The following is a 22,870-nucleotide window of genomic DNA, read 5'->3' on the forward strand; positions in this document are numbered from 1 at the left end:
ATGGCGGCACCCGCAAATACCGCTGTCGATCTATCCGCCGCGCTGGTGACCGCGCCGGTCGAGATGGCGCATTGGCTGGTCATCCTGCCGGTGGCGCTATGCATCGGGCTTGGAGCGATCTTAATGATGCTGCGCGACCGCACGGCGTGGCACGGCTGGATCGCCATTCCCGGCCTGGTCCTGCTGGTGTTGGTCGATGCAGCCTTGCTCCGCAAGGTCGCCATTGATGGGCCGATAACCATGGTCATGGGCCGCTGGCTCCCGCCTTTCGGCATAGCCTTCAGCGTCGACCTCTTCAGTGCGATCATGGCGCTGACGGCGGCGGTCGTGGCGCTGGCGGCGAGCCTCTATGCGCTCGGCGAAATCACCACCAGCGGCCGTCGCTATGGCTTCTTCCCCTTCCTGCTGCTGCTGCTTGCCGGCGTCAGCGGCGCGTTCCTCACCGGCGACGTCTTCAATCTCTATGTCTGGTTCGAGGTGCTGCTGATCTCGTCCTTCGGCCTGCTGATCCTCGGTTCGGAGCGCGAGCAGATCGACGGCGCGTTGAAATATGCGGTGCTGAACCTGATCGCCACCACGTTGTTTCTCGTCTCCGTCGGCTACCTCTATGCCATCTTCGGCACCCTCAACATGGCCGATATCGCGATGAAGGCGAGGGCGCCCGGCAACACGGCGCCACTGATGACGCTTGCCGGGCTCTTCCTTCTCGCCTTCGGCATGAAGGCTGCGGCCTTCCCGGTCAATTTCTGGCTGTCGGCCTCCTATCATACGCCGCGCATCACCGTCTCGGCGCTCTTCGCCGGCCTGCTCACCAAGGTCGGCATCTACGCGCTGATCAGGGTGCTGGTCATGCTGTTGCCGGTCGAGCGCGCCGGGCTCGGCCCGATCACGACGATCGTCGCCATCGCCACCATGCTTGCCGGTGTGGTTGGCGCGCTTGGGGAGAACGATTTCCGCCGCCTGCTTGGCTATGTGGTCATCTCGGGCATCGGCACGATGCTGGCAGGCGTGGCGCTCGGCAGTGCCGATGGCCTCAGCGGCGCGATCTTCTATGCGTTGCATTCCATGGTGCTGATGACGGCGCTCTATCTGCTGGCGGGCCAGGCTGCACGCCTCGGCGGCGGCTTCTCGCTTTCCGCGCTCGGCGGGCTTTATCGGCAAAGCGGCTGGTTCGCCGGCCTTTCGCTGGTGCTGTTTTTCGCCGCCTGCGGCCTGCCGCCGTTTTCCGGCTTCTGGCCCAAGGTCATCCTGGTGAAGGCAGCGCTCGACACCGGCGCCTGGTGGATTGCCGCAACGATCCTGTTGACCGGCTTCCTCACCACCATCGTTTTTGGCCGTATCTTCCTGCTCGCCTACTGGCGTCCGAGAACCGAGCCAGACGCCGTCGCGCCGGAGCCAATCGTCTGGCAGGCAGGCTTGCCGATCCTGGCGTTGGCCGCCTTGGTGATCGGCTTCGGCCTGTTTCCCGAACAGCTCCTGTATCTGACGCAACGCGCAGCCGGCGGCCTCGAAGATCCCTCCGCCTATCTGCATTCGGTCTTTCCGGGAGGGGTAGGGGCACAATGATCCTGTTCGTCTTCAACCTTCTGCTCGCCATTGTCTGGGCCGCGATCACCGGTAGCGCCTCGTTCCTCAATCTGGTGTTCGGCTTCATTCTCTCCGCACTAGCCTTGGCAATCGTGCGGGAGCCTTATGGCGGCGTGCTGTATTTTGGCCGCGTCAGGCGCATTCTGGCATTGCTTCTCCTATTCCTGTGCGAGCTGGCGAAATCCGCTTGGGCCGTTGCCGTCACGGTCATGAGCCCGAAGATGGATGTGAAGCCGGGCATCTTCGCCTTTCCGCTCACCGTCGATCGCGATTTCGAGATTGCGCTCCTTGCCAATCTCATCACGCTGACGCCCGGCACGCTCTCAGTCGACGTCTCCGATGACCGCAAGACGCTCTATGTCCATGCGCTCGACTGTTCCGACCCGGAGGCGGTGAAGCGTGGCATCGCCGAGGGTTTCGAGCGCCGGATACTGGAGGCTTTCCGATGATCGCCGCGTCCGTCGTCTCCGCCGCCGCCATGATCGCGCTCGGCATTCTCGGCCTGGCTTTTCTGCTCACCGTCTATCGTGTGGTGGTCGGTCCGACGCTGCCCGACCGGGTGCTGGCGCTCGATATGCTGGTGGCGGTCGCCATCGGCTTTATCGCCGTCATTGCCATCAAGACCGGCTTCACCCTCTACATCGATATCGCCATTTCACTCGGCCTTGTCGGCTTCCTTGCCACCGTCGCCTTTGCTCGGTTCATCCTGAGCCATGGTGCGTCAAATGGAAACGAGCCGTCAACCTCGCCGGTCCTTACGGCGGAGGGCGGATCCAAGCCTACCGCAAGTAAAAAGGCCCGTAAGGATAGCCGGAGCAAAAAGGGAGGGCGGTAATGGAATTGATCGCAGCCGTCATCGTCGCCTTCCTGCTCCTGGCAGGTGCCATGTTCGCGCTGGTCGCCGCGATCGGCATCATCCGCCTACCGGATCTCTATAGCCGCATGCACGCCGCCTCGAAGGCTGGCACGGTCGGCTCCGGTCTGTTGCTACTTGCGGTCGGTGTTCATTCGCAGGATCTGTCCATATTGGCACGGGCGCTGGCCGGCTTCCTTTTCTTCGTCTTGACCGCGCCGATTGCGGCTCACCTCCTTGCGCGGGCCGCCCACAAGGCTGGCCACCGGCTGACGCCGCCGTCTGTGCGTGACGATTTAATGAAGGATCAGATGGCAAGGCACCCTTACAAAACGAAGGGCTAACAAACGCAAGGATTGCTAGAAGAGGAATACAATTCTAGTTGTAAGTTACCTATTTTTAATAGATGAGAATTTTGCCAGTAAGTGATACAATTAAAAACTGGACTTTTGGATAAAGAGTGCTAATTCACATTCAAGTAGAGTTCTGATGTTGAGTTAGTCTCGGCCGGATTTAAGTGCCCAATGTTCTGATCTTTCTTTCAAGCAACGGTGGGCAAAACTTGCTTCCGGTTAAGGATTGACGGACCTATCTCCGTCATCACTGATTCTATCATCAGGCGGTATAGAAACGGGTTTCGTCGTACGACATCTAGGGGTGGATGTCGTTTTGTCGGCACTTTGGCATGTAATGCCCCGTTTTTTGCCGATGACCGCTACGAATATGGACGATGCGCGCTTGCGCGGATTGCCCAGTGCATGGGCCCCGAAAATCAAAATGGTTTTCGACAGGATTATGCGCGGATCATGTGAATGCTGTGTCTTACGCGCTCAAGTGGAGGCGTGACACGGTAAGCAAGCCGATGAACAGGAGAAGATAATGACAGATACGGCCCTTGGCACTGGCCAGGACTTGCTGGTTGAGCTGACCGCCGACATCGTGGCGGCTTATGTCAGCAATCATGTAGTCCCGGTCACCGACCTTCCGAATCTGATTTCCGACGTACATTCCGCCTTGAGCAGCACTTCGGCTCCGGCACCCGCCGTTACCGTTGTTGAAAAGCAGAAGCCGGCGGTATCCGTTCGTAAATCAGTACAGGACGATCAGATCACCTGCCTGGAATGCGGCGGCAGCTTCAAGTCATTGAAGCGTCACCTGATGACCCACCATAGTCTTTCTCCGGAAGAATACCGCGAGAAGTGGGATCTGGCGGCCGACTATCCGATGGTTGCGCCCGCCTATGCCGAAGCCCGTTCGCGTCTCGCGAAGGAAATGGGCCTCGGTCAGCGCCGCAAGCGCGGCGCTCGGTAAGGTCTCGACTGGACGCTATCGAAAAGACCCGGCTTTCGAGCCGGGTTTTTTATTGCCTTCGCGCATAGAAACCTATGCGGCGGCCCGGACTCTCGCCTCTTCCCGGATGCGCCTGATCATCGAGCGCAATCCATTGGCGCGCTGCGAGGAAAGATGTTCGACGAGGCCGATCTTGCCGAAGACGTCGAGCGCGTCGAGCGCGGCGATCTCGGCCGCCGGTTTGCCGGAATAGGTGGTAAGGACGATGGCCACCAGCCCGCGTACGATATGGGCATCGGAATCGCCTTCGAAGGTCAGCACCGGATTTTCCGGATCACCCGAGGCATGGGTCACGAGCCAGACCTGGCTGGCGCAACCCTGCACCTTGTTTTCCAGAGTTCGTTTTTCTTCCGGCAGGTCCGGCAGCATCTTGCCGAGCTCGATCACATAGCGATAGCGATCCTCCCAGTCGTCCAGGAAGGAGAAATCCTCAATGATCTGCTCAAGCGTCGCCATTATGCCGGTCCAATTGTCTATCTGCTTGCATATAGGTGAAATGGCCGATGATTTGAACCCGTGACAAAAAAGAACGCCGTGAGCGACGGGCTGGCTCACGGCGTCTTCTCATGGAGAGAGTATCAGGTCCGGGGTTTCGGCAAGGGTACCGGAATGAAAGAGGGCAGCTTGACCGTGCCGGTAACGACCGCATCTGCGGTCTGGGTGCCGGCCACGCGCTTCGGGGGCATGGGCTGCGCTTCCGCGGCTGCCTGCTCATGGCTGGCGCCAGGCGTTGCTACGGCCTGTTCGCCGGGCTTCTGATCCTTGAAATGTTGGCCGAGAAGGTCATAGGCAACGCGGGCGCCGTCGCGGGCCTGGTATCCCAGCGCGGTCAGCGTTTCGCCGCCCTTCAGGCAGACATCGGGCTTCTCGCTGCACATGGAGCCGACATATTGCATCACGCCGGAGGCAGCCGACAGCGCGTCGGAAACTTGCACCTGCGGCTCGCCCGCCGGTCGGGGATCGCCCTGCGGCTTGGCGAAGATCGGCAGGAACATGAGAACCAGCGAAAACCAGAACCCTGTTCTAATGAGAAACCACATTGCCTTGCCCATCCTGTGCTTCGTTCGGTCTTGCCACCGATTCGAATCCGTTGATCCGACGTTGCTCAGACCCTATTCGGCAGAGGACAACATCGCTTTTCAAAACTTGGATGCATTTTTGGCAAATTTGATTCAAATTTTAGCTTTCGGAATTTGAAGCCTATTTAGCTCGAATTGTAGCGATTGCTGTTAAGTATGTCTCTGCCGATCTGCTTGATCTCCAGGGGATTACGGGCGTCGGCGGCGTTCAAAAAGTTAACGCGGAACGGAAATCTAAATAAAATCCGTTGCTTACCCGCTGTTAACCACAAAACCCAAAGGTCCCGCCATGTGCGCCAAAACGGGACTTTCGGGCTTTTTCGGCCGATCCGCGCGCCTGTCCTTTATTCTTTCCTTAAGTCGCCAGAGCCTATTGTGGGCCTGGATAAATGACCGTTTGTGCGGGTTTTGGTGTGCGCGTATTGAGTAACATGGCTGGCAGGGCTGGAGCCCTCGTGGACCGGACGGGCGAAAGCTGGCTGTCGCGGACAAGCGGGAATGGCGAGGTCCGTGGACAGGAACTGGCGATCCTGCGCCGGCTTGCGCTCGCCTCTTCCGTGGCGCTTGTCGCCGTTCCGGCGGGACTTTCCTTCATCACCAGCCCGGCCGTCGCGCTGCCCGTCGGCGTTGCCACGGTCTGCGCCGCATTCCTGTTTTCCGCTGTCGGCAGCATCGCTCTGTCGCGTCAGCGGCCCGCCTCGGACGCCGTCGAGGCCGTCGTTGTCGAGCATCGCGACCTGATGCTTGAAGCCGCCAGCGGTCTTGTGCTCCTGTTCGATCCGCAGGGCAGCGTCACCACTGTCGGCGGGCGCGATCGCGCGGAATTCCTGAGCTGGATGCGCGACCCCTCCGGTCGCGGTTTCATCGAGCAGGTGCATATCTCCGATCGCATCCTCTTCCTGCAGGCCGTCGATACGCTGCGCCAGGGCCGCGATGCCCTCGGCGTCGATCTGCGCCTGGAGCGCTCGGCGGTTATCGAGGGCAACGACCAGTTCATTCATATCCGCATGGAGATGAGCGCGCGGCGCGACGGCGAAGGCCGACTGACCTCGATCGTCAGCCAGTCACGCGATATCTCCTACGACCAGCAGCTGCGTGACGAAGCTAACCGCAAGACCGCGGAAGCGGAATCGGCAAATGACGCCAAGTCGCGCTTCCTCGCCGCCGTCAGCCACGAACTGCGCACACCGCTCAATGCCATTCTCGGCTTCTCGGATATCCTGAGCGGCGAATATTTCGGCAAGCTCGAGAACAATCGCCAGCGCGAATATGTCGGCTTGATCCGCCAGTCAGGCGCGCATCTGCTCTCCGTGGTCAACACCATGCTCGACATGAGCAAGATCGAGGCCGGACGCTACGAGCTTGTGCCTGAGCCGTTCCCCATCGAAGCCTCCATCGGCGCTTGCGAAGCCATGCTGGCCCTGCAGGCCAAGGAGAAGGGGCTGACGCTGACGAGCCGCGTGCAGCGCGGCCTCGCTGATATCGTCGCCGACCAGCGTGCCATCCAGCAGGTTCTCATCAACCTCGTCGGCAATGCCATCAAGTTCACCGATGCCGGCGGCGCCGTCACCATCGATGCGGCCATGGCCGACGGGATGCTGAAGCTCTCGGTCTGCGACACCGGCATCGGCATCGCCGCCGATCGGCTCGCCTCGCTTGGTCAGCCTTTCGTGCAGATCCAGAATGATTATACTCGCCGTTACGCCGGCACCGGTCTTGGCCTGTCGCTGGTCAAGGGGCTGGTCGGGCTGCATGGCGGCAGCTTTGCCATCGCCAGCGCGCCGGGCGAAGGTACGGTGATTACGATCCTGATCCCGCTCGACGGCTCCGGAGTGGTGGTGCAACAGCCTGTGGATGCCAACCGCACGGTCGATTTTCCGCCACGTCTGAAACATAATCTGGAGATGAATGGAAAGCGAAAAGAGGAAGAGATGAATGGCCCCGCAAAAGCGAAAATCGCCTAAGGGAAGGGGCAAGGGCAGGCGCAAGCAGCCTGGCCTTGCTTCCCGAGGGGCGGTTGCCGTTGGCAGCCTTGGCCTGCGCGGTGCCGGCGCGCTGGGTGGCCTTGGCGTGCGCGGCGCTGGTGCATTGGCTGGGTTGCTGGGCGGCGCTGTCGGCCGGCATCCGGCGGCGGCCGGTGGCATTGCGCTCTTCTTCGCGGTTTTCGGTTTCGTCACCGCCAACGCTCTCTGGTATCAGGTGGGCATACACCCGTCGCCGCTCTTGCGCACCCGTGAGCCCGGTGCACCCTATCAGATCCCCGGTCGCAAGGCCTTCCTGCTCGGCCAGCAAGCCGATACTGGCAATGTCACGACATTTCGTATCGAGCGCCAGGACTCCGAGGCGTCGAACGATGCCGCTTCCAATCAGCCGACTGTCACGTCGACGGCCTCCGTTCAAACTGCCAGCCCGGCCACCCGCATGGCCAGCAAACCGACGGTCGCCGCCGTTCCGGCTGAGCGGCCGATCAATGTTTCCGCCAATGCCTCGGCTATCGATCCTGTCGCTGCGGCTATCCAGAGCGCCGAGAAGGGCCTCGGCAAAAGCCCGGCTACGCCCAAGAGTGCTCCCAGTGACGCGGTCAATACCGTCAACATGGTGATGCAGATCCAGAAGGGCCTGAGCAACATCGCCTATAGCAATGTCAGTGTCGACGGCGTTGCCGGCGAGCAGACCAAGGCTGCCATCCGCCGCTTCCAGAAACATTACCGGCTGCCGGAAACCGGCGAGCCCGACATGGCGGTCCTGAAGAAACTGCAGGATATCGGCGCGCTTTAATCCTCGCCATCAATTGCCTCGTCTTCCGCTGGCGGCTATAGCTCAGCCATGAGATTGCGCAGCGACATCTTCGTTTCCGCCCTGACCCGTCGCCTTTTTTCCCGTGGCGACTTTGCTGCCGTCGAGCACAAGGGCTCGGAGGAGGCCGGGGCGATCTTCATCCGCCAGCGTTTTCGCGATGGGCTGGAAACGCTCTATGCGCCGGCGCCGCAAAGCTTCTTCGATGAAGAGGAAAGCGGGACGCGCCTATTTGAAATTCGCATGGATCGCAAGGAGCCTGACGAGATCAGGCAGATGCTCGACCGCGAACTGAAATTCGATCCCGATCTCTGGATCATCGAGCTGGAGACGGACGATATCGCCGATATCGTGCCGCTCACCGACCAGCGCATCAATCCGCTCGACTGAGAGTGGGATCTGGAGCAATTCCAGGAAAAGTGTGCTGCGGTTTTCCGTCCGGAATTGCGTAACAACAAAGAGCTAGAGCGTTTCTGCGCTTCCGTGAAGCGTTGAAACGTTCTAGCGCCGGCTGACGACGCGCAGTTCGCGGATCGGGCTTTCCCTGTTGCCGAACAGCGGCGCGCCCGATTGCGGGGCAGTCTTCTGTTCCGGCGGCAGATAGGTGTAGCTGTCGGCGCGGCGCCAGGCTTCGACGCGAGCGTGGCTTTCCTCCGCATCGATGCTGTCCAGCACCAGCCAGGCGCGGCTGACGCTACCGTGACGTTCGGAAAGGTGTGGATAAAAGCGTTCGAGCGCATAGACGGCGTCGGCAAAGCCCATGCCGAGACTGACCAGCGTCACCGCCAATTGCTGGCCGGATGTATCGATCATGATGCGCTCGGCAAGCCAGTGGCTGGAGGTGAGCGCGTCAGCGAGCGTGGCGGCAAAATGCTGCGCATCCCGTTCCCGGGCGAAGCGCACCATCAAGGCTTCCTGCGTATCGGACAGATTGCGAAGACCCAGACGGTCATTGTCGTCGCGGCCAAGATGGCGCGCGACGTGCTTTATCGTCTGCCGCAGGGCTTCCTCGCGGGCGAGGCGTTCAGCCTCAGGGTCGGGTACGCTTGCCTCCGAGCGTGGCGCTGGTGCCGGTCCGGCCGCCGGGATCTCCGATGCGGTCATGCCGCGCTCCGGCTCCGCCTGGTGCAGGCCTACCAGAGCGTCGATGACTTTGGGCGACAGCGACGGCCTGCGGACAATGGCTTTCGCATGCGCGGCGCCCTGTGTGCGGGCAATGGTGATCAATGTGTCGTCGTCGATCGCCTGCGAACTTGTCAGAAACGGTGCGGCGATGGCGATCGGCTGACAGCCGATGAAGAGGGCGACGGCGGCCGGCACGGTCGGGCATTGCGAGAGTGCGGCGACGGCCTGGCGTTTCGCCTCGTCGGTCGATGCCTGGAAGAGGGGGCTGAAGAGCTCGGCAAACTGGCGAAGCTCCGATTTGGACGGGTGGTTCATGCCTTCGAAACTGGTAACCGTCGCCATCAGGACCACGTCCTTCTTGCGAACTGTCGCAGGCTCTTCCAGATCTCGAAACCGGTCACGCACGCCAACACCCATACTGATACGCGAAACAAAAAGAACGGGAACCCGATCATCAAACGCATGCGACGCGACATCTTTTCGCCGCCGAGCCGGAGCGTGCGTGGCTTTCGCGCGCGCAATCGGCGGTGGCTGTCGAAACGGTCGTATACACGGTCGTCCTGATCTGGCTTTCTTGGAGAGTAAGGCTGGCAGGGTTAATGGTTGGTGAAAACTTTATTAAAATCCAAATAAAAACTGCGCGTTAAGCTTGCGCAGGGTTTTCCGCGACATTCGCGTCGGATCGCTTGTGTTTGATGGTTCTCGGCCCACATCGAGATCGTTTTGGCGCGATGCCTGGATTGTCGTGCTCAACTTATGAGGGCTTTGACGGCTTGTGCTGTCCAACGGCGTGAAGATGGAGTTGGACGCTTGGATTTCGACGCTTCCGGCTCAGAGCCCTTTATGCTCGCGCAACGCCACCAGCAGCTTCTCGGAGGTGTCGCAACCGGATTGAAACAGGCTGATCGCCGCCGTTGCCGCGAACTGGGCTTCAGTGCTTTTGATGTCGATCCGCTTCTCCAGGCACCACTTATCGAGTGCGCCCCGCAGGACGTTAACGTCCTCGGGAGAGAAGAAGGAATTGGCCGCGACTGACATTGCCCACCCTCTGTTTCACCCGTCACAATACGTTAATTTGCCGTTACCGCAAATAATATTTGCGTGACACTTTTTTGCAACGCATCTTGTCTCTGCTTCATTCGCGGATAGAAGGCTATACTCATCTAAGAGCATGATTTTGCGATGTTTTATGGATGAGATGATCCCCGAATTTTTTACATCGCATATGAAACCAAATCCGACCTTTCCGCGTTTATTGCTCAGGAGGCCGCGGAAGCCCGTGGTAAGGTGCGACGATGATTAGCATTCTGTTAACCACAGTATGTCTGAATTCGGGTGAAAACAGCGATTTGCAGAATTTGGTCGCATGATAGTTCGCATGGAAGCCACAGTTGGTCGTCCATGTCACGGTGTTCAGAGAATATCGTGAGAAGGCGTGAATGCCCTTTGTCGGAGCCGCAGGAGGCCGCGAAGACTAAAGGGCACGCTGGTCCGCTTTGATGGCGGACAGGGTGAAATCAGTCGCAAATTCATCCGTCTCGGGTTGTTAATGGAGACGAGAATGGCAAAGATCATATCCCTTTCGGACCGACGATCGCGGTTGCCGCGACGTGCCCAAAAGGAGCCGGTTGAGGCGAAGATCCTTCTGTTCACCGGCGTGCGCTACGAGCGCCTCGACGCTAGCTCCCACCGTCCCGGCACGGGACCGAAGCGGGCAAAGGGCAAGTAGTTCGATCATAGGCCGGCGGATTTCGTCGGCGTTCAGCCGCCAGGGCGGCTTTCAGCTTCGCGGTTCAAACCACGATATGCCGTCGGTTAGCCCCGGCTTTTCAGCTCAATTTCACTGTCATCAAACACATCGCATCCGGCTTCAGACAGGAAGTTCCGGGCGGCATCGTCGAAGCTTGCTTCGGGCGCCATGGCGCGCAGCACGACGTAGCCCTCCGCACGCGGCACTTCGACCAGGATCGATTGCGCAAGCGATGGCGGCAGCGCCTTGCGGATGCCCGTCAGCTGGACCGGCGAGGCGAGCAAAAGGTCGAGCGCGCCGCCGACCGAGGTGCGGTCGCTCATGCTGAAGACCTCGTTGGATGCCGCGTCGTAGACCGATAGCGACCAGAACGGCACCTTGCCTTTGGCGGTCAGGCGGATCGGCTGTTCGTCGATGTCGAAGGCGCAGACAGCGGTGCGGATATAGGGATCGCTGTTGGAAAGCCCCGCATCGTCATCCTTGTTGTCGAGCATATAGAAATGGTTTTCATCACCTTCATCCTCGATGCGGGTATAGGCGTCGCGGTCCGAGAAATGCGGCAGGGACAAGATGATGATGAGGTGCAGCAGGGCTGCGCCAAGTACTCCGGTCAGGATGGCGAAGACGGTCCTAAACATGGCCGCATCCGATTTTCTCGAGCTTGGGCATGGAGAGGTCGATCAGACCGGAATTTCCGGCGGCTGGCGTATCCAGCAGCGTCCATGTCAGCCGGAAATTGCCTCCGGAGGGCAGGGCCAGCCAGTTGCCGGCTTGCGCGTTCGATGAAACGGTGATGCTGAAGCTTGAATCGGGATTGCGCAGCACCACCCAGGAATTGATCGCCGAGGGCCGGCCGGGAGGCGCTTCAAGCGCTTCGCCGTCATTGCCGGCGATGAACAGTGTCCAGAGCCGCGCCGGCGGGGTTTGTCCGCTGATGCGATAGCTGCAAGCCGCCGTCAACCGAGCGCCGCTATCGTCATCGGATGCAATGAACGACAATCCCTCTGCGGTGCCATAGAGCAACCGTCCGGCGCGCGCGCGATGCGACTTCGCATAGGGGTCGGCATCCGACGTGTGCATATCCGGAAAAGCCTGCCAGGCGCCAAGCTTGATCGCACCGAAACCGGAGGTCGCGTCCAGCGCAAAAAGCGTGAACAGGATTCCGCCGCCAAAGGCGAGCATCAGCGAAACTGCAACAAGAAGGGGAACCCGGAACACCCTAAGATCGTCCTTATGACCAATCAGGTGGCGATTTATCCCTGATTCTGACGGCAGGGGAAAGGGTTAGTGGGTAGATTGCCGAACTTGCGTTCAAAAACACAGGATCATAACGCATTGCGCCATGCGGTCGGCGTGACCTTATTCCGCGGTTGCCACCTTCTGCGTCGCAAGCGGTGCCGCCGCCTTCAGCTTGTCGCCGAGGTCGCGCAGTATCTTGGTGGAATCCACCGATAGCGTCCGTGGGCGAACAAGCGGCGGCAAGGTGTTTTCGGATCCGTCGGCAGGCTTCTTGGCGGCCACGGCCTGCGGCTTCTGCACCGGGAAGGGGTTGTCGATACCAGGGAGGGGCTTCAGCACGATGCCCTGATGGGCATAGTCCATGATCTTCTTGAAGGTCATGGCCGGCAGGGTGCCGCCCGTCATGTTGTTGGTGGAGGTGTAGTCGTCGTTGCCGAACCAGACGGCGCAGGTGTAGTTGCCGGTGAAGCCGATGAACCAGGCGTCGCGATAAGCTTGCGTCGTGCCGGTCTTGCCGCCGACGAGGATGCCGCGATCGAGCGCCGCCCTGCGGCCCGTGCCGATTTGCGGGATCTGGATCAGCATCTGGTTCATATAGGAATTGGCTTTTTCGGTGAGGACGCGCTTGGCTGGCAGCTCGTCATGACTGAAGTCGTAAAGCACCTTGCCGTCATAGCCGACGATCTGCCCGATGCCGTGGCGGCGGGACTGCATGCCGTCGGCCGGGAAGACGGCATAGGCCGTCGCCTGGTCCAGCACGGTCACTTCGGACGTCCCGATCGGAATGGTCTTGTCGTTGCGGATCGGCGTTTCCACGCCCATGGCCTTGGCCATGTCGCGGATTGGCTGGATGCCGAATTTCTCCTTGGCGAGGCGTACCGGAATAGTGTTGATCGATTGCGCGATCGCAGTCGCCAGCGTCACCTTGCCTGAATAGCGGTTTTCATAATTGTGCGGGCTCCAGTTGCCCCAGGTGATCGGCGCGTCGACGATGGTGGAGGTCGGCGTCATGCCCCTCTCCATGGCAACGGAATAGGTGTAGATCTTGAAGGAAGAGCCCGGCTGCCGCAGCGCCCTTGTGGCACGGTTGAACTGGCTCTCGCCATAATCCCGACCGCCGACCATGGCGCGCACCGCGCCGCCGTTTTCGATGACGACCGTTGCGCCCTGCTTGGCATGATAGCGCTCGCCATATTCCATCAGGCTGGATTCGACCGAATCTTCCGCGGCTTTCTGCAGCCCCATGTCGATGGTGGTGCGAACGATCAGCGACCGCTCGGGGAAGCGGGCGGCAAGGCGCTGCACCTCGTCGAAGGCCCAGTCGAGGAAGAAGTCCGGGGATTCGATCTGGGCGCGGTCGACCACGGAGGCGGGATTGCGCCGCGCGGCAATCACCTGCCCTTCGGTCATTAGCCCGCTTTGCACGAGATTGCTCAAAACATCGTTGGCGCGGGCGCGGGCGGCCGGCAGATTGACATGCGGGGCATATTTCGCCGGCGCTTTGAACAGGCCGGCGAGCATCGCGGCTTCCGCCAGGTTGACGTCGGTAATGCTCTTGCCGAAGTAGAACTGTGCGGCAGCAGCCGCGCCAAACGTGCCGCCGCCCATATAGGTGCGGTCGAGATAGAGGCTGAGGATATCTTTCTTCGAGAGATTGGCTTCCAGCCAGATTGCCAGGAAGGCTTCCTTGATCTTGCGGTCGAGGGAACGCTCGTTGCTGAGGAAGATGTTCTTGGCGAGCTGCTGTGTCAGGGTCGAGCCGCCCTGGACGACGCCGCCGGCCTGGGCATTCACCGATAATGCCCGGAACAGGCCGATGACGTCGATGCCGAAATGATCGAAGAAGCGCCGGTCCTCGGTCGCCAGCACCGCCTTGACGAAATAGTCCGGCAACTGGTCCACCGGTACGGAATTCTCATGGATGATACCGCGATGGCCGATGACGTTGCCGTAGCGGTCGGTGAAGGTGACGGCGAAATTACCGCGATTGCGCCAGTCGCCCTGTGTCGCTTCGAAAGCCGGCATGGCGAGCATCAGTAGCACAACGGACCCGGCGGTGCCGAGCGTTAATCCTTCGCCAAGCAGTTCAAACAGGATGCGTTTCCAGCCGCGGGCGCGGAAACGACGAAAGAAAATGGTAATGTCTTCCCAAAGTTCGCCAAGGCGAAAGCCTGCGTTCCATAGAGAAGAGTCGATCCAGGAATCGATGCGCAGCAGAATATGCCGCTTCCGGCGCGGCCGCTTTTCCGCCTGGCCTTCCGGTTGCGCATCGGGCTTGGTCTCTGGCCCGTTCTCTGGGTTGGATGGGTCTTCCACGCTCTACTTCCCGACCACAATGCCGCGTCGCGTATTCTTTTGGGACACGCAATGCCTATCTTCTGATAGACTGGCATACTGAATATTTGGTTGATTTACCAAAAAGAACAAGAGACATGCATGCCGCAGCCCGCATTTCCCTCGCGCGCGGCGAGGACGACGATCATGGACGACACACCTTTCTGGAAAAGCAAGACGCTGACGGAGATGAGCACACCCGAATGGGAAAGCCTCTGCGACGGCTGCGGTCTCTGTTGTCTCAACAAGCTGGAGGACTGGGATAGCGGCGACGTCTATTTCACGTCGGTCCGCTGCAAGCTGATGGACGGCCAAAGCTGTCGATGCACCAGCTATCCGAACCGCTGGGATTTCGTGCCCGACTGCGTGCAGCTGACGCCAGAAAAGGTTCCGGACCTGCAATGGCTGCCGCCGACCTGCGCCTATCGTCTCGTCGACGAAGGACGTGATCTCTACTGGTGGCATCCGCTGATATCGGGCGACCCGGAAACGGTTCATATTGCCCGCGCCTCGGCGCGTGGTCGCACCATTAGCGAAGACGAAGTCTCCGTCGACGATTTCGAGGATTATGTCGTCGACTGGCCGTTGACGGTGGAGGACGAGATGGAGGCCACCCCTCCGGCAAAAGCCTAGGTTTTGGCGCCCTGTCGCGCCAAGCTGTCGCATCGGCGCTCGTTGAATTCACCGGCCACGCATGATATCGCGCGGTGCCTTCGCCAATGCACAGGGAGCCTCCGCGTGATCCGCCATATCGTCTTCTTCACCGTTCCCGATCGCGCCAATCTCGAGGCTGTGCGGTCCGGGCTGTCGATCCTGACGGCTATTCCCCATGCGCGCCTGCTGGAGATCGGCACCAATGTGAAGACGGATCAGCTCGGCACCGATGTCGATATCGTGGTCTATGGCGAATTCGACGACGAAGCGGCGCTGGCGGCCTACAAGGCGCATCCGAATTATCAACTTTCGATCGAGCGGGTCCGCCCGCTGCGCGAAATGCGGATCGCGGCGGACTACGAAAGCACAGCGGCGGTGCGCGAGCCGGTTTAACCGTTGGCGAAAGCACTATAGCGCAGTCAATCCGGATAGTTGGGTATGGTAGCGGAATCAGTTTCGCCGCAACTGGATTCATCGCGCGAAGATCCGGACTCAACTTCTCTCGCTGGCGACTCAACTCGCGAAAAAGTGACCTCAAGCGATTCAAAAGACTCAAGAAAATCTACGCGTCTTACGTGCGTAAAACGCTTTAAGGCCAGTTGCATCAGCCCGTGATGCGTCACCTGTCATGGTGCGACTATCAGGTAATGATAATCAAGAAAGATTAAAAATGCCTGACTTCTCCCGAGTCTCAGGCGTGGTTCCGGCATTTGGGAGGGGCAATTGGCGCGGCTTGTCAGCCGTTTCCGGATGCGGCCGAGGTTCGAAGCGCGTCAACGGGCCACTCGTCGCCGGATCGGAGATGCGGATTACGATAAGTATAATTAACGCAATGACTTAAAAGAGGAAAAACTCCGGCCGCACGTTTTGCGCGTGGAAAATTACCGCCCATTCATTTGCCATTCAGACGCGTTTGGGTACATATTCGGTCAAGTTAATGTCCCCGTGGGAAGTCTGAGTATGGCATCATTCATAAGCATAGCAGCAGCGGCCGCGCTCATGGCCGGCTCGACTGTTCTGCCGACGCCGACGCCGACCCTGGTGGCGCGTGTAAACAGCGACTGCAGCGAGGCTGCGGCCGAAGTTGTCGCCAAGACAGGCGGGCAACTCCTTTCCGCGCAGCCGTCAGGCGACAGTTGTGTCGTCACCGTCCTCGTTCAGGGCAACGGCCAGCGGCCGCGCAAAGTGACCATGAAGGTGCCGATGTAGGTGGAAACACTGTCACGCCGGCACGCAGGGAACGCTCTAACGCTTTGAATCTCACGCAAAATCTTATGGCCGAGTGGATTCCACTCAAACCTGATTTGCAGTACTGTTTCTCGAACCGGGGAAATTGGGTCGGAATATGCGAATTCTCATTGTCGAAGACGATATCAATCTCAATCGCCAGCTTGCCGATGCCTTGAAAGAGGCAGGCTATGTGGTCGATACAGCCTTCGACGGCGAGGAAGGGCATTTCCTCGGCGATACCGAACCTTATGACGCCATCATCCTCGATATCGGCCTTCCGGAAATGGATGGGATCACCGTGCTCGAGAAATGGCGTGGTGCGGGCCGGGGAACGCCGGTGCTGATCCTGACGGCCCGCGACCGCTGGAGCGACAAGGTCGCCGGCATTGACGCCGGCGCCGACGACTATGTCGCCAAGCCCTTCCACGTCGAGGAAGTATTGGCGCGCATCCGGGCGCTGATCCGCCGTGCCGCCGGCCACTCCTCATCCGAAATCATCTGCGGCCCGGTGCGCCTCGACACCAAGAGTTCGAAGGCGAGCGTCGACGGCAAGCCGTTGAAGCTCACCTCGCATGAATACCGCCTGCTCGCCTATCTCATGCATCATAAGGGCGAAGTCGTCTCGCGCACCGAGCTGGTCGAGCATATGTACGATCAGGATTTCGACCGCGATTCCAACACGATCGAGGTTTTCGTTGGCCGTCTGCGCAAGAAGATGGGCGTCGACCTGATCGAGACCGTCCGTGGTCTGGGCTACCGCATCCAAGCTCCGACCAATGCGAATTAAGTCACTCACCGCTCGCGTCCTGTTGTTGACCACACTCTGGTCCGCCGTAGCGCTGGTGGTGATCGGGCTTGTCATTTCCAATATCTATCGCAAGAGCGCCGAGCGCGGCTTTCAGGATCTTTTGAGAGCGCAGCTCTACAACGTCATCAATTCCGTCACCATCGGCGACCAGGGTGCGCTGTCGGGCAGCCCGCAGCTTGGCGACCTTCGTTTCACCCAGCCGAAGACCGGATGGTACTGGATGGTCGAACCGCTCGGCACATATACCGCGACCCCCTTGGTCTCGCCGTCGCTCGGCGCGTCGAACCTAACGGTGCTGTCGGTGCTGGAGGCTCCTTTCGACAAACATTACGAGCGCTCTTACATCGTCAGCGACGCATTCGGGAATCGCGTGCAGGTGGCTGAAACTGAAGTCCAGCTGGATACGGACCACGCCGCCCGTTTCCGCGTCACAGGTAACGTTGCCGTCGTCGAAGACGATGTCCGCAATTTCTCCCAGAGCCTGTATTTCGCGCTCGTCGGTTTCGGCGTCGGCAGCCTCATCGTCAACGCGCTTGCCATTCTCTACGGCCTGATGCCGCTCGATAAGGCTCGCGCGGCCCTTGAGCGTATCCGCGCCGGCGAGAGCGAGCGATTGCAGGGCGATTTCCCGCGTGAAATCTTGCCGCTCGCCAACGAGGTCAATGCCCTGATCGAAAGCAACCGGCGTATCGTCGAGCGTGCCCGCATGCAGGTCGGCAATCTCGCCCATTCGCTGAAGACGCCGATTGCGGTCCTGCTCAACGAATCCCGCGTGCTGGAACGTTCGCATGGCGATCTGGTCAAGAGCCAGGCTGAGGCCATGCAGGGACAGGTACAGTCCTATCTCAACCGCGCCCGCATCGCGGCGCAGCGCGAATCCGTGCTGGCCCGCACCGAGGCGGAGCCGGCGCTGGAGCGTCTGGTGCGCGTCATGCGGCGGCTCAATGCCGACAAGGAATTCGAGCTTTCCGTATCGCCGAACCTGGCGCTCGCCATGGAGCAGCAGGATCTGGAGGAAACGGTCGGAAACCTGCTCGAGAATGCCGCCCGTTTTGCCGAGCATAAGGTGCGCGTGGCCGCCAATGAGGCGCCGGCCGAGGTGAAGGGCATCGATCCGGCCAGGCGCCATTGGGTGGAACTGGTGGTCGAGGATGATGGGCCTGGTCTTGAGCCGGATCAGATCCGCGAGGCAATGAAGCGCGGCCGCAGGCTCGATGAGAGCAAGCCGGGCACCGGCCTCGGGCTTTCGATCGTCAGCGAGATCATCAACGAATATCAGGGGCGGCTCGAGCTGTCCCGCGGTCCCTGGGGCGGTCTTCGCGCCAGTCTAATTCTGCCGGGGGTAACGAAGGATGTTGCTTGATGCGCGGCATGATGCCAAAAAGATGTGCTGCGTCATGAAGATGCCGCACTGCAGTGCCTCTGGTTTGCTCGTTGATATTGGTTCGGTTGTATGAAGCTTCGCACCTTTTTTCTGATCGTTCCGTCCGTTCTTGCCGCCATTGGCCTTTCCGCCTGCTCGACACCGAGCGGTAAGATCCCCGGCGTCAGTTTCCTGTCCACGGCCAAGCCGCCGGCTTCGACGCCGTATATTGCGGCTTTGGAGGGCGGTATCGTCGGGCGTACCGGTATCCAGCTCAGCGACAATGATCAACGGCGGGCGCTGGAAGCGGAATATCGGGCGTTGGAAACCGCGCCGCTTGGCATGCCCGTCGTCTGGACAAGTAAGAATATCAGTGGTGAAGTCGTGGCCGCGGCCCCTTATCAGGTCGGCTCGCAGAATTGCCGCCAATACAGGCACACGGTCACCGTTGACGGCAAGCCGACCCAGGCAAGGGGCGCTGCCTGCCGCAATGACGACGGCACCTGGTCGCCGTTGAACTAGGATTCCGTACTGCTGAAAAGCGCGGCCAAACGCCTCAAATCTTCGTCAACCCGGCTTTGACGGTTGGAATAGTCGCCCGGTTAAAGTATTGGGCGTCTATGCTGTTCTGGATTCTCGTGGCCGTTCTGACGGCCGTTGTCGGCGCCGTCCTGCTCTATCCTCTTTTGCGCGGAGCAAATGCGGCGGATGATGGCCGTGCCGGGGAGGTTGCGGTCTACCGCGACCAGCTTCGCGAGCTGGACCGCGATCTTGCGGGCGGCCTGATTTCGGCGGAAGAGGCCGGCTATGCTCGCGCCGAAATCGGCCGCCGCCTGCTGGCCGTTTCGAATGCCACGTCGAATACCGCGAAAGCGGCTAGGCACGGTAACTATCGTTTCTCGCAGGCCTTCATCATCCTCATACTGCCCGCCATCGGGCTCTGTCTTTATCTCATGAAAGGCGCGCCCGGCCTGCCGTCGCAGCCGCTGGAGGCGCGTCTCGAACAGCCCGGCAACGATCTCGCCATCTCGATCGTCAAGGTCGAGCAGCATCTGGCGCAGAGCCCCGATGACGGCAAGGGCTGGGAAGTGCTGGCGCCGATCTACCTGAAGACCAACCGCATCGTTGACGCGGAGCTTGCCTACCGCAATGTCATTCGCCTGCTCGGCCCCAGCGCCGAGCGGTTTGGCAGCCTGGGCGAGGTGCTGATCATGAAGGCCGGCGGCATCGTCACGGCGGAGGCGCGCAGCACGCTACAGCAGTCGCTTGCGCTCGATGCCAACAATCCCCGCGCGCTGTTCTATCTCGCGCTGGCGCTGGAGCAGGACGGCAAGGCGGCGGAAGCCAGAACCGCCTTCGTGGCGCTGGCGAAGCAATCTCCGCCCGAAGCGCCCTGGATGGCTGCGGTCAACGATCATATCGCCAAGAACAGCGGCACAGCGGAGGATATGGCCGCGGCTGACGCGAAGGCGCCGGGGAATCCGACGCCCGAGCAGGTTAAGGCTATCAGTGCCTTGAACAGCGGCGATCGGCAGCAGATGATCCGCGGCATGGTGGAGAGCCTGGACGCCAGGCTCAAGGAAGATCCGAAGAATTTCGAGGGCTGGATGCGGCTGATCCGCTCCTATGCCGTGCTGAACGACAGGGAGCGTGCGGCCGATGCGCTGAAGCGCGGTCTTGCCGCGTTTCCCGCCTATGGCGGCGAGGGGCAGCAGCTCGTGGCTCTGGCGAAGGAGCTCGGACTGCCGACGGAGGTAACGCAGCAATGACCCGCAAGCAGAAACGTTTGGCCGTCATTGCCGGCGGCATGGGCTTCATCGCCACTGCCGTGCTTCTCGTCCTCTTCGCCTTCAGCCAGTCGGTTGCCTATTTCTACATGCCCGGCGATCTCGCCAAGAGCCCCATCGGCGCTGGAACCTTGATCCGCCTCGGCGGTCTCGTCGGCGAGGGCAGCATCGTGCGCGGCGAGGGCACGCAGGTCCAGTTTTCCGTCACCGACGGCTCCGATGCGATCAAGGTCCGGTATAACGGCATCCTGCCCGATCTTTTCCGCGAGGGGCAGGGGGTCGTTACCGAAGGCAAATTCGAGCCGGGCAGCGACGTCTTTGTTGCCGACAGCGTGCTGGCCAAGCATGATGAGCGTTACATGCCGAAGCAGGTTGCCGACCGGCTGAAGGCCGACGGCGTCTGGAAGGGCGAGGAAGCAAGCCAATGATCATCGAGCTTGGACATTACGCGCTGGTGCTGGCGCTTGCGACCGCGATCATCGTCTCGATCATCCCGGTGATCGGTGCGCGGCGGGGCGAATTGTCGATGATGGATATCGCCCCGGTCGGCGCCATCGTCACGTTCGCGCTGGTCGCCTTTTCCTTCGGTGTGCTCACCTATGCCTATGTCACTTCTGATTTCTCGGTACTGAACGTCTGGGAGAATTCTCATTCGCTGATGCCGATGATTTTCAAGATCTCCGGCGTCTGGGGCAATCACGAGGGATCGATGATGCTCTGGCTGCTGATTCTGGCGCTGTTCAGCGCGCTCGTTGCACTGTTCGGGCGCAATCTGCCGGACACGCTGCGCGCCAACGTGCTCGCCGTGCAGTCCTGGATCTCGGCCGCTTTCCTGGTTTTCATCCTTCTGACCTCCAATCCCTTCATCCGCCTCAACCCGGCCCCGGCTGAGGGCAAGGACCTCAATCCGGTGCTGCAGGATATCGGCCTGGCGATCCATCCACCGCTGCTCTATCTCGGCTATGTCGGCTTCTCTGTCTGTTTCTCATTCGCCGTGGCAGCCCTTCTCGAAGGCCGTATCGACGCCGCCTGGGCGCGCTGGGTCCGTCCGTGGACGCTCGCCGCCTGGACCTTCCTGACGCTCGGCATCGCCATGGGCTCCTATTGGGCCTATTACGAACTCGGCTGGGGCGGCTGGTGGTTCTGGGATCCGGTCGAGAATGCCTCCTTCATGCCCTGGCTTGCCGGCACGGCGCTGCTGCATTCCGCGCTCGTCATGGAAAAGCGCGATGCGCTGAAGATCTGGACGGTTCTTCTGGCGATCCTGACTTTCTCGCTGTCGCTCCTCGGCACCTTCCTGGTGCGCTCCGGCGTGCTGACCTCGGTGCATTCCTTCGCCAGCGATCCGACGCGCGGTATCTTCATTCTCTGTATTCTGATGATCTTCATCGGCGGCGCGCTGTCGCTCTTCGCCTTCCGCGCTCCGAGGCTTGCCGCCGGCGGCCTGTTCGCGCCGATTTCGCGCGAAGGCGCGCTGGTGCTGAACAACCTCATCCTGACGGTCGCCTGCGGCACGGTGCTGACCGGCACGCTCTATCCGCTGGCGCTGGAAACGTTGACCGGCGACAAGATCTCCGTCGGCCCGCCCTTCTTCAACATGACCTTCGGCCTGCTGATGACGCCGATCCTGATTGCCGTTCCCTTCGGACCGCTGCTGGCGTGGAAGCGCGGCGATCTGCTCGGCGTGCTGCAGCGGCTCTATGTTGCCGCCGGCCTGGCTCTGATCGCGGGCCTCATCCTGTTCTACGTCCGCCATGGCGGGCCGGTGCTTGCCGTTCTCGGCCTTGCCGCCGGCTTCTTTCTGGTCTTCGGCGCCGTGACCGATCTCTGGTATCGTGCTGGCCTCGGCAAGGTTAAAGGCAATGTCGCCTGGCGACGTCTGAGCGGCCTGCCGCGCTCCGCCTTCGGGACGGCGTTTGCCCATGCCGGCCTCGGCGTCACCGTCCTCGGCATCGTCGCGGTTACGACGTTCGAGACCGAGAATATCACCACGATGAAGCCGGGCGGCACGGCCGAACTCGGCGGCTATACATTGCGTTTCGACGGCACGCAGCCGGGCGTCGGCCCCAATTTCACCGAGGATCGCGGCCACTTCACCGTCAGCCGTGGCGGCGTCGCTGTCGCCGAGGTTTCGTCCTCCAAGCGCGTCTTTACCGCCAGCCGCACGGCAACGACCGAGGCCGGCATTCTGACCCTCGGCTTGAGCCAGCTTTACGTCTCGCTCGGCGATCCCACCAACAACGGCGGTATGGTCGTTCGCATCTGGTGGAAGCCCTTCATCCTCTGCATCTGGGGCGGCGCGGTCATCATGGCGCTCGGCGGCTTCATCTCGCTCAGCGACCGTCGCCTGCGCGTCGGCGCCCCGAGCCGCAAGGCGAAACCGGTGTCCCGCCCAGCCATGGAGCCGGCGGAATGATCCGGCGGTTGTTCCTGGCCCTTGCACTCTTTCTCGCGGCCGCTCCCACCTTCGCCGTCAACCCGGACGAGGTGTTGCCCGATCCAGCGCTGGAAACGCGAGCGCGCACGATCTCGGCCGAATTGCGCTGCATGGTCTGCCAGAACCAGTCGATCGACGATTCCAATGCCGATCTCGCCCGCGACCTGCGGCTTCTGGTCCGCAGGCGCCTCGCCGATGGCGATACCGACAAGCAGGTGCTCGACTATATCGTCTCCCGTTACGGCGAGTTCGTGCTGTTGAAGCCGCGCTTTACCGAAAAGACGTTGCTGCTCTGGGGAGCGCCGGTGACGCTCTTCCTTTTCGGCGGGCTTGCTCTCGCAGTTTACGCCAGACGCCGCGTCGGAAAGCCGACGGGTACGCGGCTGACGCCGGAGGAAGAGGCGCGCCTTAGCGAGATCCTCGACAAGTGATGTCACACGACAGGTTGTTTTGCTCCTGTCGACAATATTTCGTTACA

Annotated in this window: 26 protein-coding genes; 19 read left to right on the forward strand and 7 right to left on the reverse strand. The window is 60.8% G+C overall.

Annotated features, from left to right (window positions below; genetic code table 11):
- From RRH01S_RS04530 to RRH01S_RS04550, 5 genes are all read left to right on the forward strand, one after another.
- Positions 1-1,566 carry a Na+/H+ antiporter subunit D gene (locus tag RRH01S_RS04530; RefSeq protein WP_012651146.1) on the forward strand — a complete coding sequence of 522 codons (1,566 nt, stop codon included), beginning with the start codon at positions 1-3 and terminating at the stop codon, positions 1,564-1,566.
- On the forward strand, positions 1,563-2,036 hold the full coding sequence (locus RRH01S_RS04535; protein WP_007701913.1) for a Na+/H+ antiporter subunit E: 474 nt from the start codon (positions 1,563-1,565) through the stop codon (positions 2,034-2,036). The genes RRH01S_RS04530 and RRH01S_RS04535 overlap by 4 nt, the downstream gene beginning before the upstream one ends.
- Positions 2,033-2,422: a cation:proton antiporter gene (locus RRH01S_RS04540; protein WP_037223598.1), complete on the forward strand. Its 390-nt coding sequence runs from the start codon at positions 2,033-2,035 to the stop codon at positions 2,420-2,422. The genes RRH01S_RS04535 and RRH01S_RS04540 overlap by 4 nt, the downstream gene beginning before the upstream one ends.
- Complete coding sequence (gene mnhG / locus RRH01S_RS04545; RefSeq protein WP_012651148.1) at positions 2,422-2,784, forward strand: monovalent cation/H(+) antiporter subunit G; 363 nt, start codon at positions 2,422-2,424, stop codon at positions 2,782-2,784. The genes RRH01S_RS04540 and mnhG overlap by 1 nt, the downstream gene beginning before the upstream one ends.
- 535 nt (positions 2,785-3,319) lie before the next feature.
- Complete coding sequence (locus RRH01S_RS04550; RefSeq protein ID WP_007701904.1) at positions 3,320-3,751, forward strand: Ros/MucR family transcriptional regulator; 432 nt, start codon at positions 3,320-3,322, stop codon at positions 3,749-3,751.
- A gap of 72 nt (positions 3,752-3,823) precedes the next feature.
- Here RRH01S_RS04550 and RRH01S_RS04555 read toward each other — a convergent pair whose 3' ends face one another.
- Positions 3,824-4,246 (reverse strand): SufE family protein, encoded by a 423-nt coding sequence (locus tag RRH01S_RS04555; RefSeq protein WP_007701901.1) that lies wholly within the window; start codon positions 4,244-4,246, stop codon positions 3,824-3,826.
- A 122-nt stretch (positions 4,247-4,368) separates the two neighbouring features.
- On the reverse strand, positions 4,369-4,830 hold the full coding sequence (locus tag RRH01S_RS04560) for a DUF5330 domain-containing protein (RefSeq protein WP_012651149.1): 462 nt from the start codon (positions 4,828-4,830) through the stop codon (positions 4,369-4,371).
- A gap of 470 nt (positions 4,831-5,300) precedes the next feature.
- On the opposite strand from RRH01S_RS04560, the gene RRH01S_RS04565 reads away from it, so the two are divergent.
- The 3 genes from RRH01S_RS04565 to RRH01S_RS04575 are packed head-to-tail and all read left to right on the forward strand — an operon-like array spanning position 5,301 to position 8,055.
- Positions 5,301-6,833, forward strand: a complete 1,533-nt coding sequence (locus tag RRH01S_RS04565; protein ID WP_374188746.1) for a sensor histidine kinase — start codon at positions 5,301-5,303, stop codon at positions 6,831-6,833.
- A complete protein-coding gene (locus RRH01S_RS04570; RefSeq protein WP_007693238.1) occupies positions 6,805-7,647 on the forward strand; it encodes a peptidoglycan-binding domain-containing protein in 843 nt (280 codons plus the stop codon). The genes RRH01S_RS04565 and RRH01S_RS04570 overlap by 29 nt, the downstream gene beginning before the upstream one ends.
- A gap of 48 nt (positions 7,648-7,695) precedes the next feature.
- Positions 7,696-8,055: a DUF1491 family protein gene (locus RRH01S_RS04575; protein WP_007693240.1), complete on the forward strand. Its 360-nt coding sequence runs from the start codon at positions 7,696-7,698 to the stop codon at positions 8,053-8,055.
- Between the two features lie 111 nt (positions 8,056-8,166).
- Here RRH01S_RS04575 and RRH01S_RS04580 read toward each other — a convergent pair whose 3' ends face one another.
- A complete protein-coding gene (locus tag RRH01S_RS04580; protein WP_039973838.1) occupies positions 8,167-9,195 on the reverse strand; it encodes a DUF2336 domain-containing protein in 1,029 nt (342 codons plus the stop codon).
- Positions 9,196-9,621: 426 nt separating this feature from the next.
- Complete coding sequence (locus tag RRH01S_RS04585; protein WP_007693245.1) at positions 9,622-9,828, reverse strand: hypothetical protein; 207 nt, start codon at positions 9,826-9,828, stop codon at positions 9,622-9,624.
- 523 nt (positions 9,829-10,351) lie between these two features.
- On the opposite strand from RRH01S_RS04585, the gene RRH01S_RS34315 reads away from it, so the two are divergent.
- Positions 10,352-10,519, forward strand: a complete 168-nt coding sequence (locus RRH01S_RS34315) for a hypothetical protein (RefSeq protein WP_007693246.1) — start codon at positions 10,352-10,354, stop codon at positions 10,517-10,519.
- An 86-nt stretch (positions 10,520-10,605) separates the two neighbouring features.
- On the opposite strand, the gene RRH01S_RS04590 is transcribed toward RRH01S_RS34315, so the two are convergent.
- The 3 genes from RRH01S_RS04590 to RRH01S_RS04600 form a co-directional block, all read right to left on the reverse strand.
- Positions 10,606-11,178 carry a DUF1254 domain-containing protein gene (locus RRH01S_RS04590; protein ID WP_007693247.1) on the reverse strand — a complete coding sequence of 191 codons (573 nt, stop codon included), beginning with the start codon at positions 11,176-11,178 and terminating at the stop codon, positions 10,606-10,608.
- Entirely contained in the window at positions 11,171-11,758 is a 588-nt protein-coding gene (locus RRH01S_RS04595) for a DUF1214 domain-containing protein (RefSeq protein WP_007693248.1), read from the reverse strand. Before RRH01S_RS04595 ends, RRH01S_RS04590 begins: the two co-directional genes overlap by 8 nt.
- A gap of 141 nt (positions 11,759-11,899) precedes the next feature.
- Positions 11,900-14,095, reverse strand: a complete 2,196-nt coding sequence (locus tag RRH01S_RS04600; RefSeq protein WP_012651152.1) for a transglycosylase domain-containing protein — start codon at positions 14,093-14,095, stop codon at positions 11,900-11,902.
- Between the two features lie 165 nt (positions 14,096-14,260).
- On the opposite strand from RRH01S_RS04600, the gene RRH01S_RS04605 reads away from it, so the two are divergent.
- The 10 genes from RRH01S_RS04605 to RRH01S_RS04650 all read left to right on the forward strand — a co-directional run bounded on the left by RRH01S_RS04605 (position 14,261) and on the right by RRH01S_RS04650 (position 22,823).
- Complete coding sequence (locus tag RRH01S_RS04605; RefSeq protein WP_034519563.1) at positions 14,261-14,746, forward strand: YcgN family cysteine cluster protein; 486 nt, start codon at positions 14,261-14,263, stop codon at positions 14,744-14,746.
- A 105-nt stretch (positions 14,747-14,851) separates the two neighbouring features.
- Positions 14,852-15,160 carry a Dabb family protein gene (locus tag RRH01S_RS04610; protein ID WP_012651154.1) on the forward strand — a complete coding sequence of 103 codons (309 nt, stop codon included), beginning with the start codon at positions 14,852-14,854 and terminating at the stop codon, positions 15,158-15,160.
- Between the two features lie 567 nt (positions 15,161-15,727).
- Positions 15,728-15,976, forward strand: coding sequence for a hypothetical protein (locus tag RRH01S_RS04615; protein WP_007693254.1), 249 nt, complete (start codon positions 15,728-15,730; stop codon positions 15,974-15,976).
- A gap of 136 nt (positions 15,977-16,112) precedes the next feature.
- Positions 16,113-16,784, forward strand: coding sequence for a response regulator transcription factor (locus RRH01S_RS04620; RefSeq protein ID WP_007693256.1), 672 nt, complete (start codon positions 16,113-16,115; stop codon positions 16,782-16,784).
- The gene (locus tag RRH01S_RS04625) at positions 16,774-18,168 is read left to right on the forward strand and encodes an ATP-binding protein (RefSeq protein ID WP_042470171.1); all 1,395 of its coding nucleotides are present in this window, start codon (positions 16,774-16,776) and stop codon (positions 18,166-18,168) included. The genes RRH01S_RS04620 and RRH01S_RS04625 overlap by 11 nt, the downstream gene beginning before the upstream one ends.
- A gap of 90 nt (positions 18,169-18,258) precedes the next feature.
- A complete protein-coding gene (locus tag RRH01S_RS04630; RefSeq protein ID WP_007693260.1) occupies positions 18,259-18,690 on the forward strand; it encodes an RT0821/Lpp0805 family surface protein in 432 nt (143 codons plus the stop codon).
- Positions 18,691-18,788: 98 nt separating this feature from the next.
- Positions 18,789-19,937 (forward strand): c-type cytochrome biogenesis protein CcmI, encoded by a 1,149-nt coding sequence (ccmI, locus tag RRH01S_RS04635; protein ID WP_007693262.1) that lies wholly within the window; start codon positions 18,789-18,791, stop codon positions 19,935-19,937.
- A complete protein-coding gene (gene ccmE, locus RRH01S_RS04640; protein WP_007693264.1) occupies positions 19,934-20,383 on the forward strand; it encodes a cytochrome c maturation protein CcmE in 450 nt (149 codons plus the stop codon). Before ccmI ends, ccmE begins: the two co-directional genes overlap by 4 nt.
- Positions 20,380-22,371: a heme lyase CcmF/NrfE family subunit gene (locus RRH01S_RS04645; RefSeq protein ID WP_007693266.1), complete on the forward strand. Its 1,992-nt coding sequence runs from the start codon at positions 20,380-20,382 to the stop codon at positions 22,369-22,371. Before ccmE ends, RRH01S_RS04645 begins: the two co-directional genes overlap by 4 nt.
- A complete protein-coding gene (locus tag RRH01S_RS04650; protein ID WP_007693274.1) occupies positions 22,368-22,823 on the forward strand; it encodes a cytochrome c-type biogenesis protein in 456 nt (151 codons plus the stop codon). Before RRH01S_RS04645 ends, RRH01S_RS04650 begins: the two co-directional genes overlap by 4 nt.
- Positions 22,824-22,870 lie beyond the last annotated feature (47 nt).

Origin of the sequence: Rhizobium rhizogenes NBRC 13257 (assembly GCF_000696095.1) — a bacterium.
GTDB lineage: Bacteria > Pseudomonadota > Alphaproteobacteria > Rhizobiales > Rhizobiaceae > Rhizobium > Rhizobium rhizogenes.

Coding starts and splice junctions, on each gene's coding strand:
- RRH01S_RS04555 (WP_007701901.1), bottom strand. CDS start 4,246: ATGGCGACGCTTGAGCAGATCATTGAGGATTTCTCCTTCCTGGACGAC.
- RRH01S_RS04615 (WP_007693254.1), top strand. CDS start 15,728: ATGGCATCATTCATAAGCATAGCAGCAGCGGCCGCGCTCATGGCCGGC.
- RRH01S_RS04605 (WP_034519563.1), top strand. CDS start 14,261: ATGGACGACACACCTTTCTGGAAAAGCAAGACGCTGACGGAGATGAGC.
- RRH01S_RS04550 (WP_007701904.1), top strand. CDS start 3,320: ATGACAGATACGGCCCTTGGCACTGGCCAGGACTTGCTGGTTGAGCTG.
- RRH01S_RS04590 (WP_007693247.1), bottom strand. CDS start 11,178: ATGTTTAGGACCGTCTTCGCCATCCTGACCGGAGTACTTGGCGCAGCC.
- RRH01S_RS04620 (WP_007693256.1), top strand. CDS start 16,113: ATGCGAATTCTCATTGTCGAAGACGATATCAATCTCAATCGCCAGCTT.
- RRH01S_RS04570 (WP_007693238.1), top strand. CDS start 6,805: ATGGCCCCGCAAAAGCGAAAATCGCCTAAGGGAAGGGGCAAGGGCAGG.
- ccmI (WP_007693262.1), top strand. CDS start 18,789: ATGCTGTTCTGGATTCTCGTGGCCGTTCTGACGGCCGTTGTCGGCGCC.
- RRH01S_RS04630 (WP_007693260.1), top strand. CDS start 18,259: ATGAAGCTTCGCACCTTTTTTCTGATCGTTCCGTCCGTTCTTGCCGCC.
- RRH01S_RS04645 (WP_007693266.1), top strand. CDS start 20,380: ATGATCATCGAGCTTGGACATTACGCGCTGGTGCTGGCGCTTGCGACC.
- RRH01S_RS04565 (WP_374188746.1), top strand. CDS start 5,301: ATGGCTGGCAGGGCTGGAGCCCTCGTGGACCGGACGGGCGAAAGCTGG.
- mnhG (WP_012651148.1), top strand. CDS start 2,422: ATGGAATTGATCGCAGCCGTCATCGTCGCCTTCCTGCTCCTGGCAGGT.
- RRH01S_RS04535 (WP_007701913.1), top strand. CDS start 1,563: ATGATCCTGTTCGTCTTCAACCTTCTGCTCGCCATTGTCTGGGCCGCG.
- RRH01S_RS04560 (WP_012651149.1), bottom strand. CDS start 4,830: ATGTGGTTTCTCATTAGAACAGGGTTCTGGTTTTCGCTGGTTCTCATG.
- RRH01S_RS04650 (WP_007693274.1), top strand. CDS start 22,368: ATGATCCGGCGGTTGTTCCTGGCCCTTGCACTCTTTCTCGCGGCCGCT.
- RRH01S_RS04540 (WP_037223598.1), top strand. CDS start 2,033: ATGATCGCCGCGTCCGTCGTCTCCGCCGCCGCCATGATCGCGCTCGGC.
- RRH01S_RS04575 (WP_007693240.1), top strand. CDS start 7,696: ATGAGATTGCGCAGCGACATCTTCGTTTCCGCCCTGACCCGTCGCCTT.
- RRH01S_RS04585 (WP_007693245.1), bottom strand. CDS start 9,828: ATGTCAGTCGCGGCCAATTCCTTCTTCTCTCCCGAGGACGTTAACGTC.
- RRH01S_RS04625 (WP_042470171.1), top strand. CDS start 16,774: ATGCGAATTAAGTCACTCACCGCTCGCGTCCTGTTGTTGACCACACTC.
- RRH01S_RS04530 (WP_012651146.1), top strand. CDS start 1: ATGGCGGCACCCGCAAATACCGCTGTCGATCTATCCGCCGCGCTGGTG.
- ccmE (WP_007693264.1), top strand. CDS start 19,934: ATGACCCGCAAGCAGAAACGTTTGGCCGTCATTGCCGGCGGCATGGGC.
- RRH01S_RS34315 (WP_007693246.1), top strand. CDS start 10,352: ATGGCAAAGATCATATCCCTTTCGGACCGACGATCGCGGTTGCCGCGA.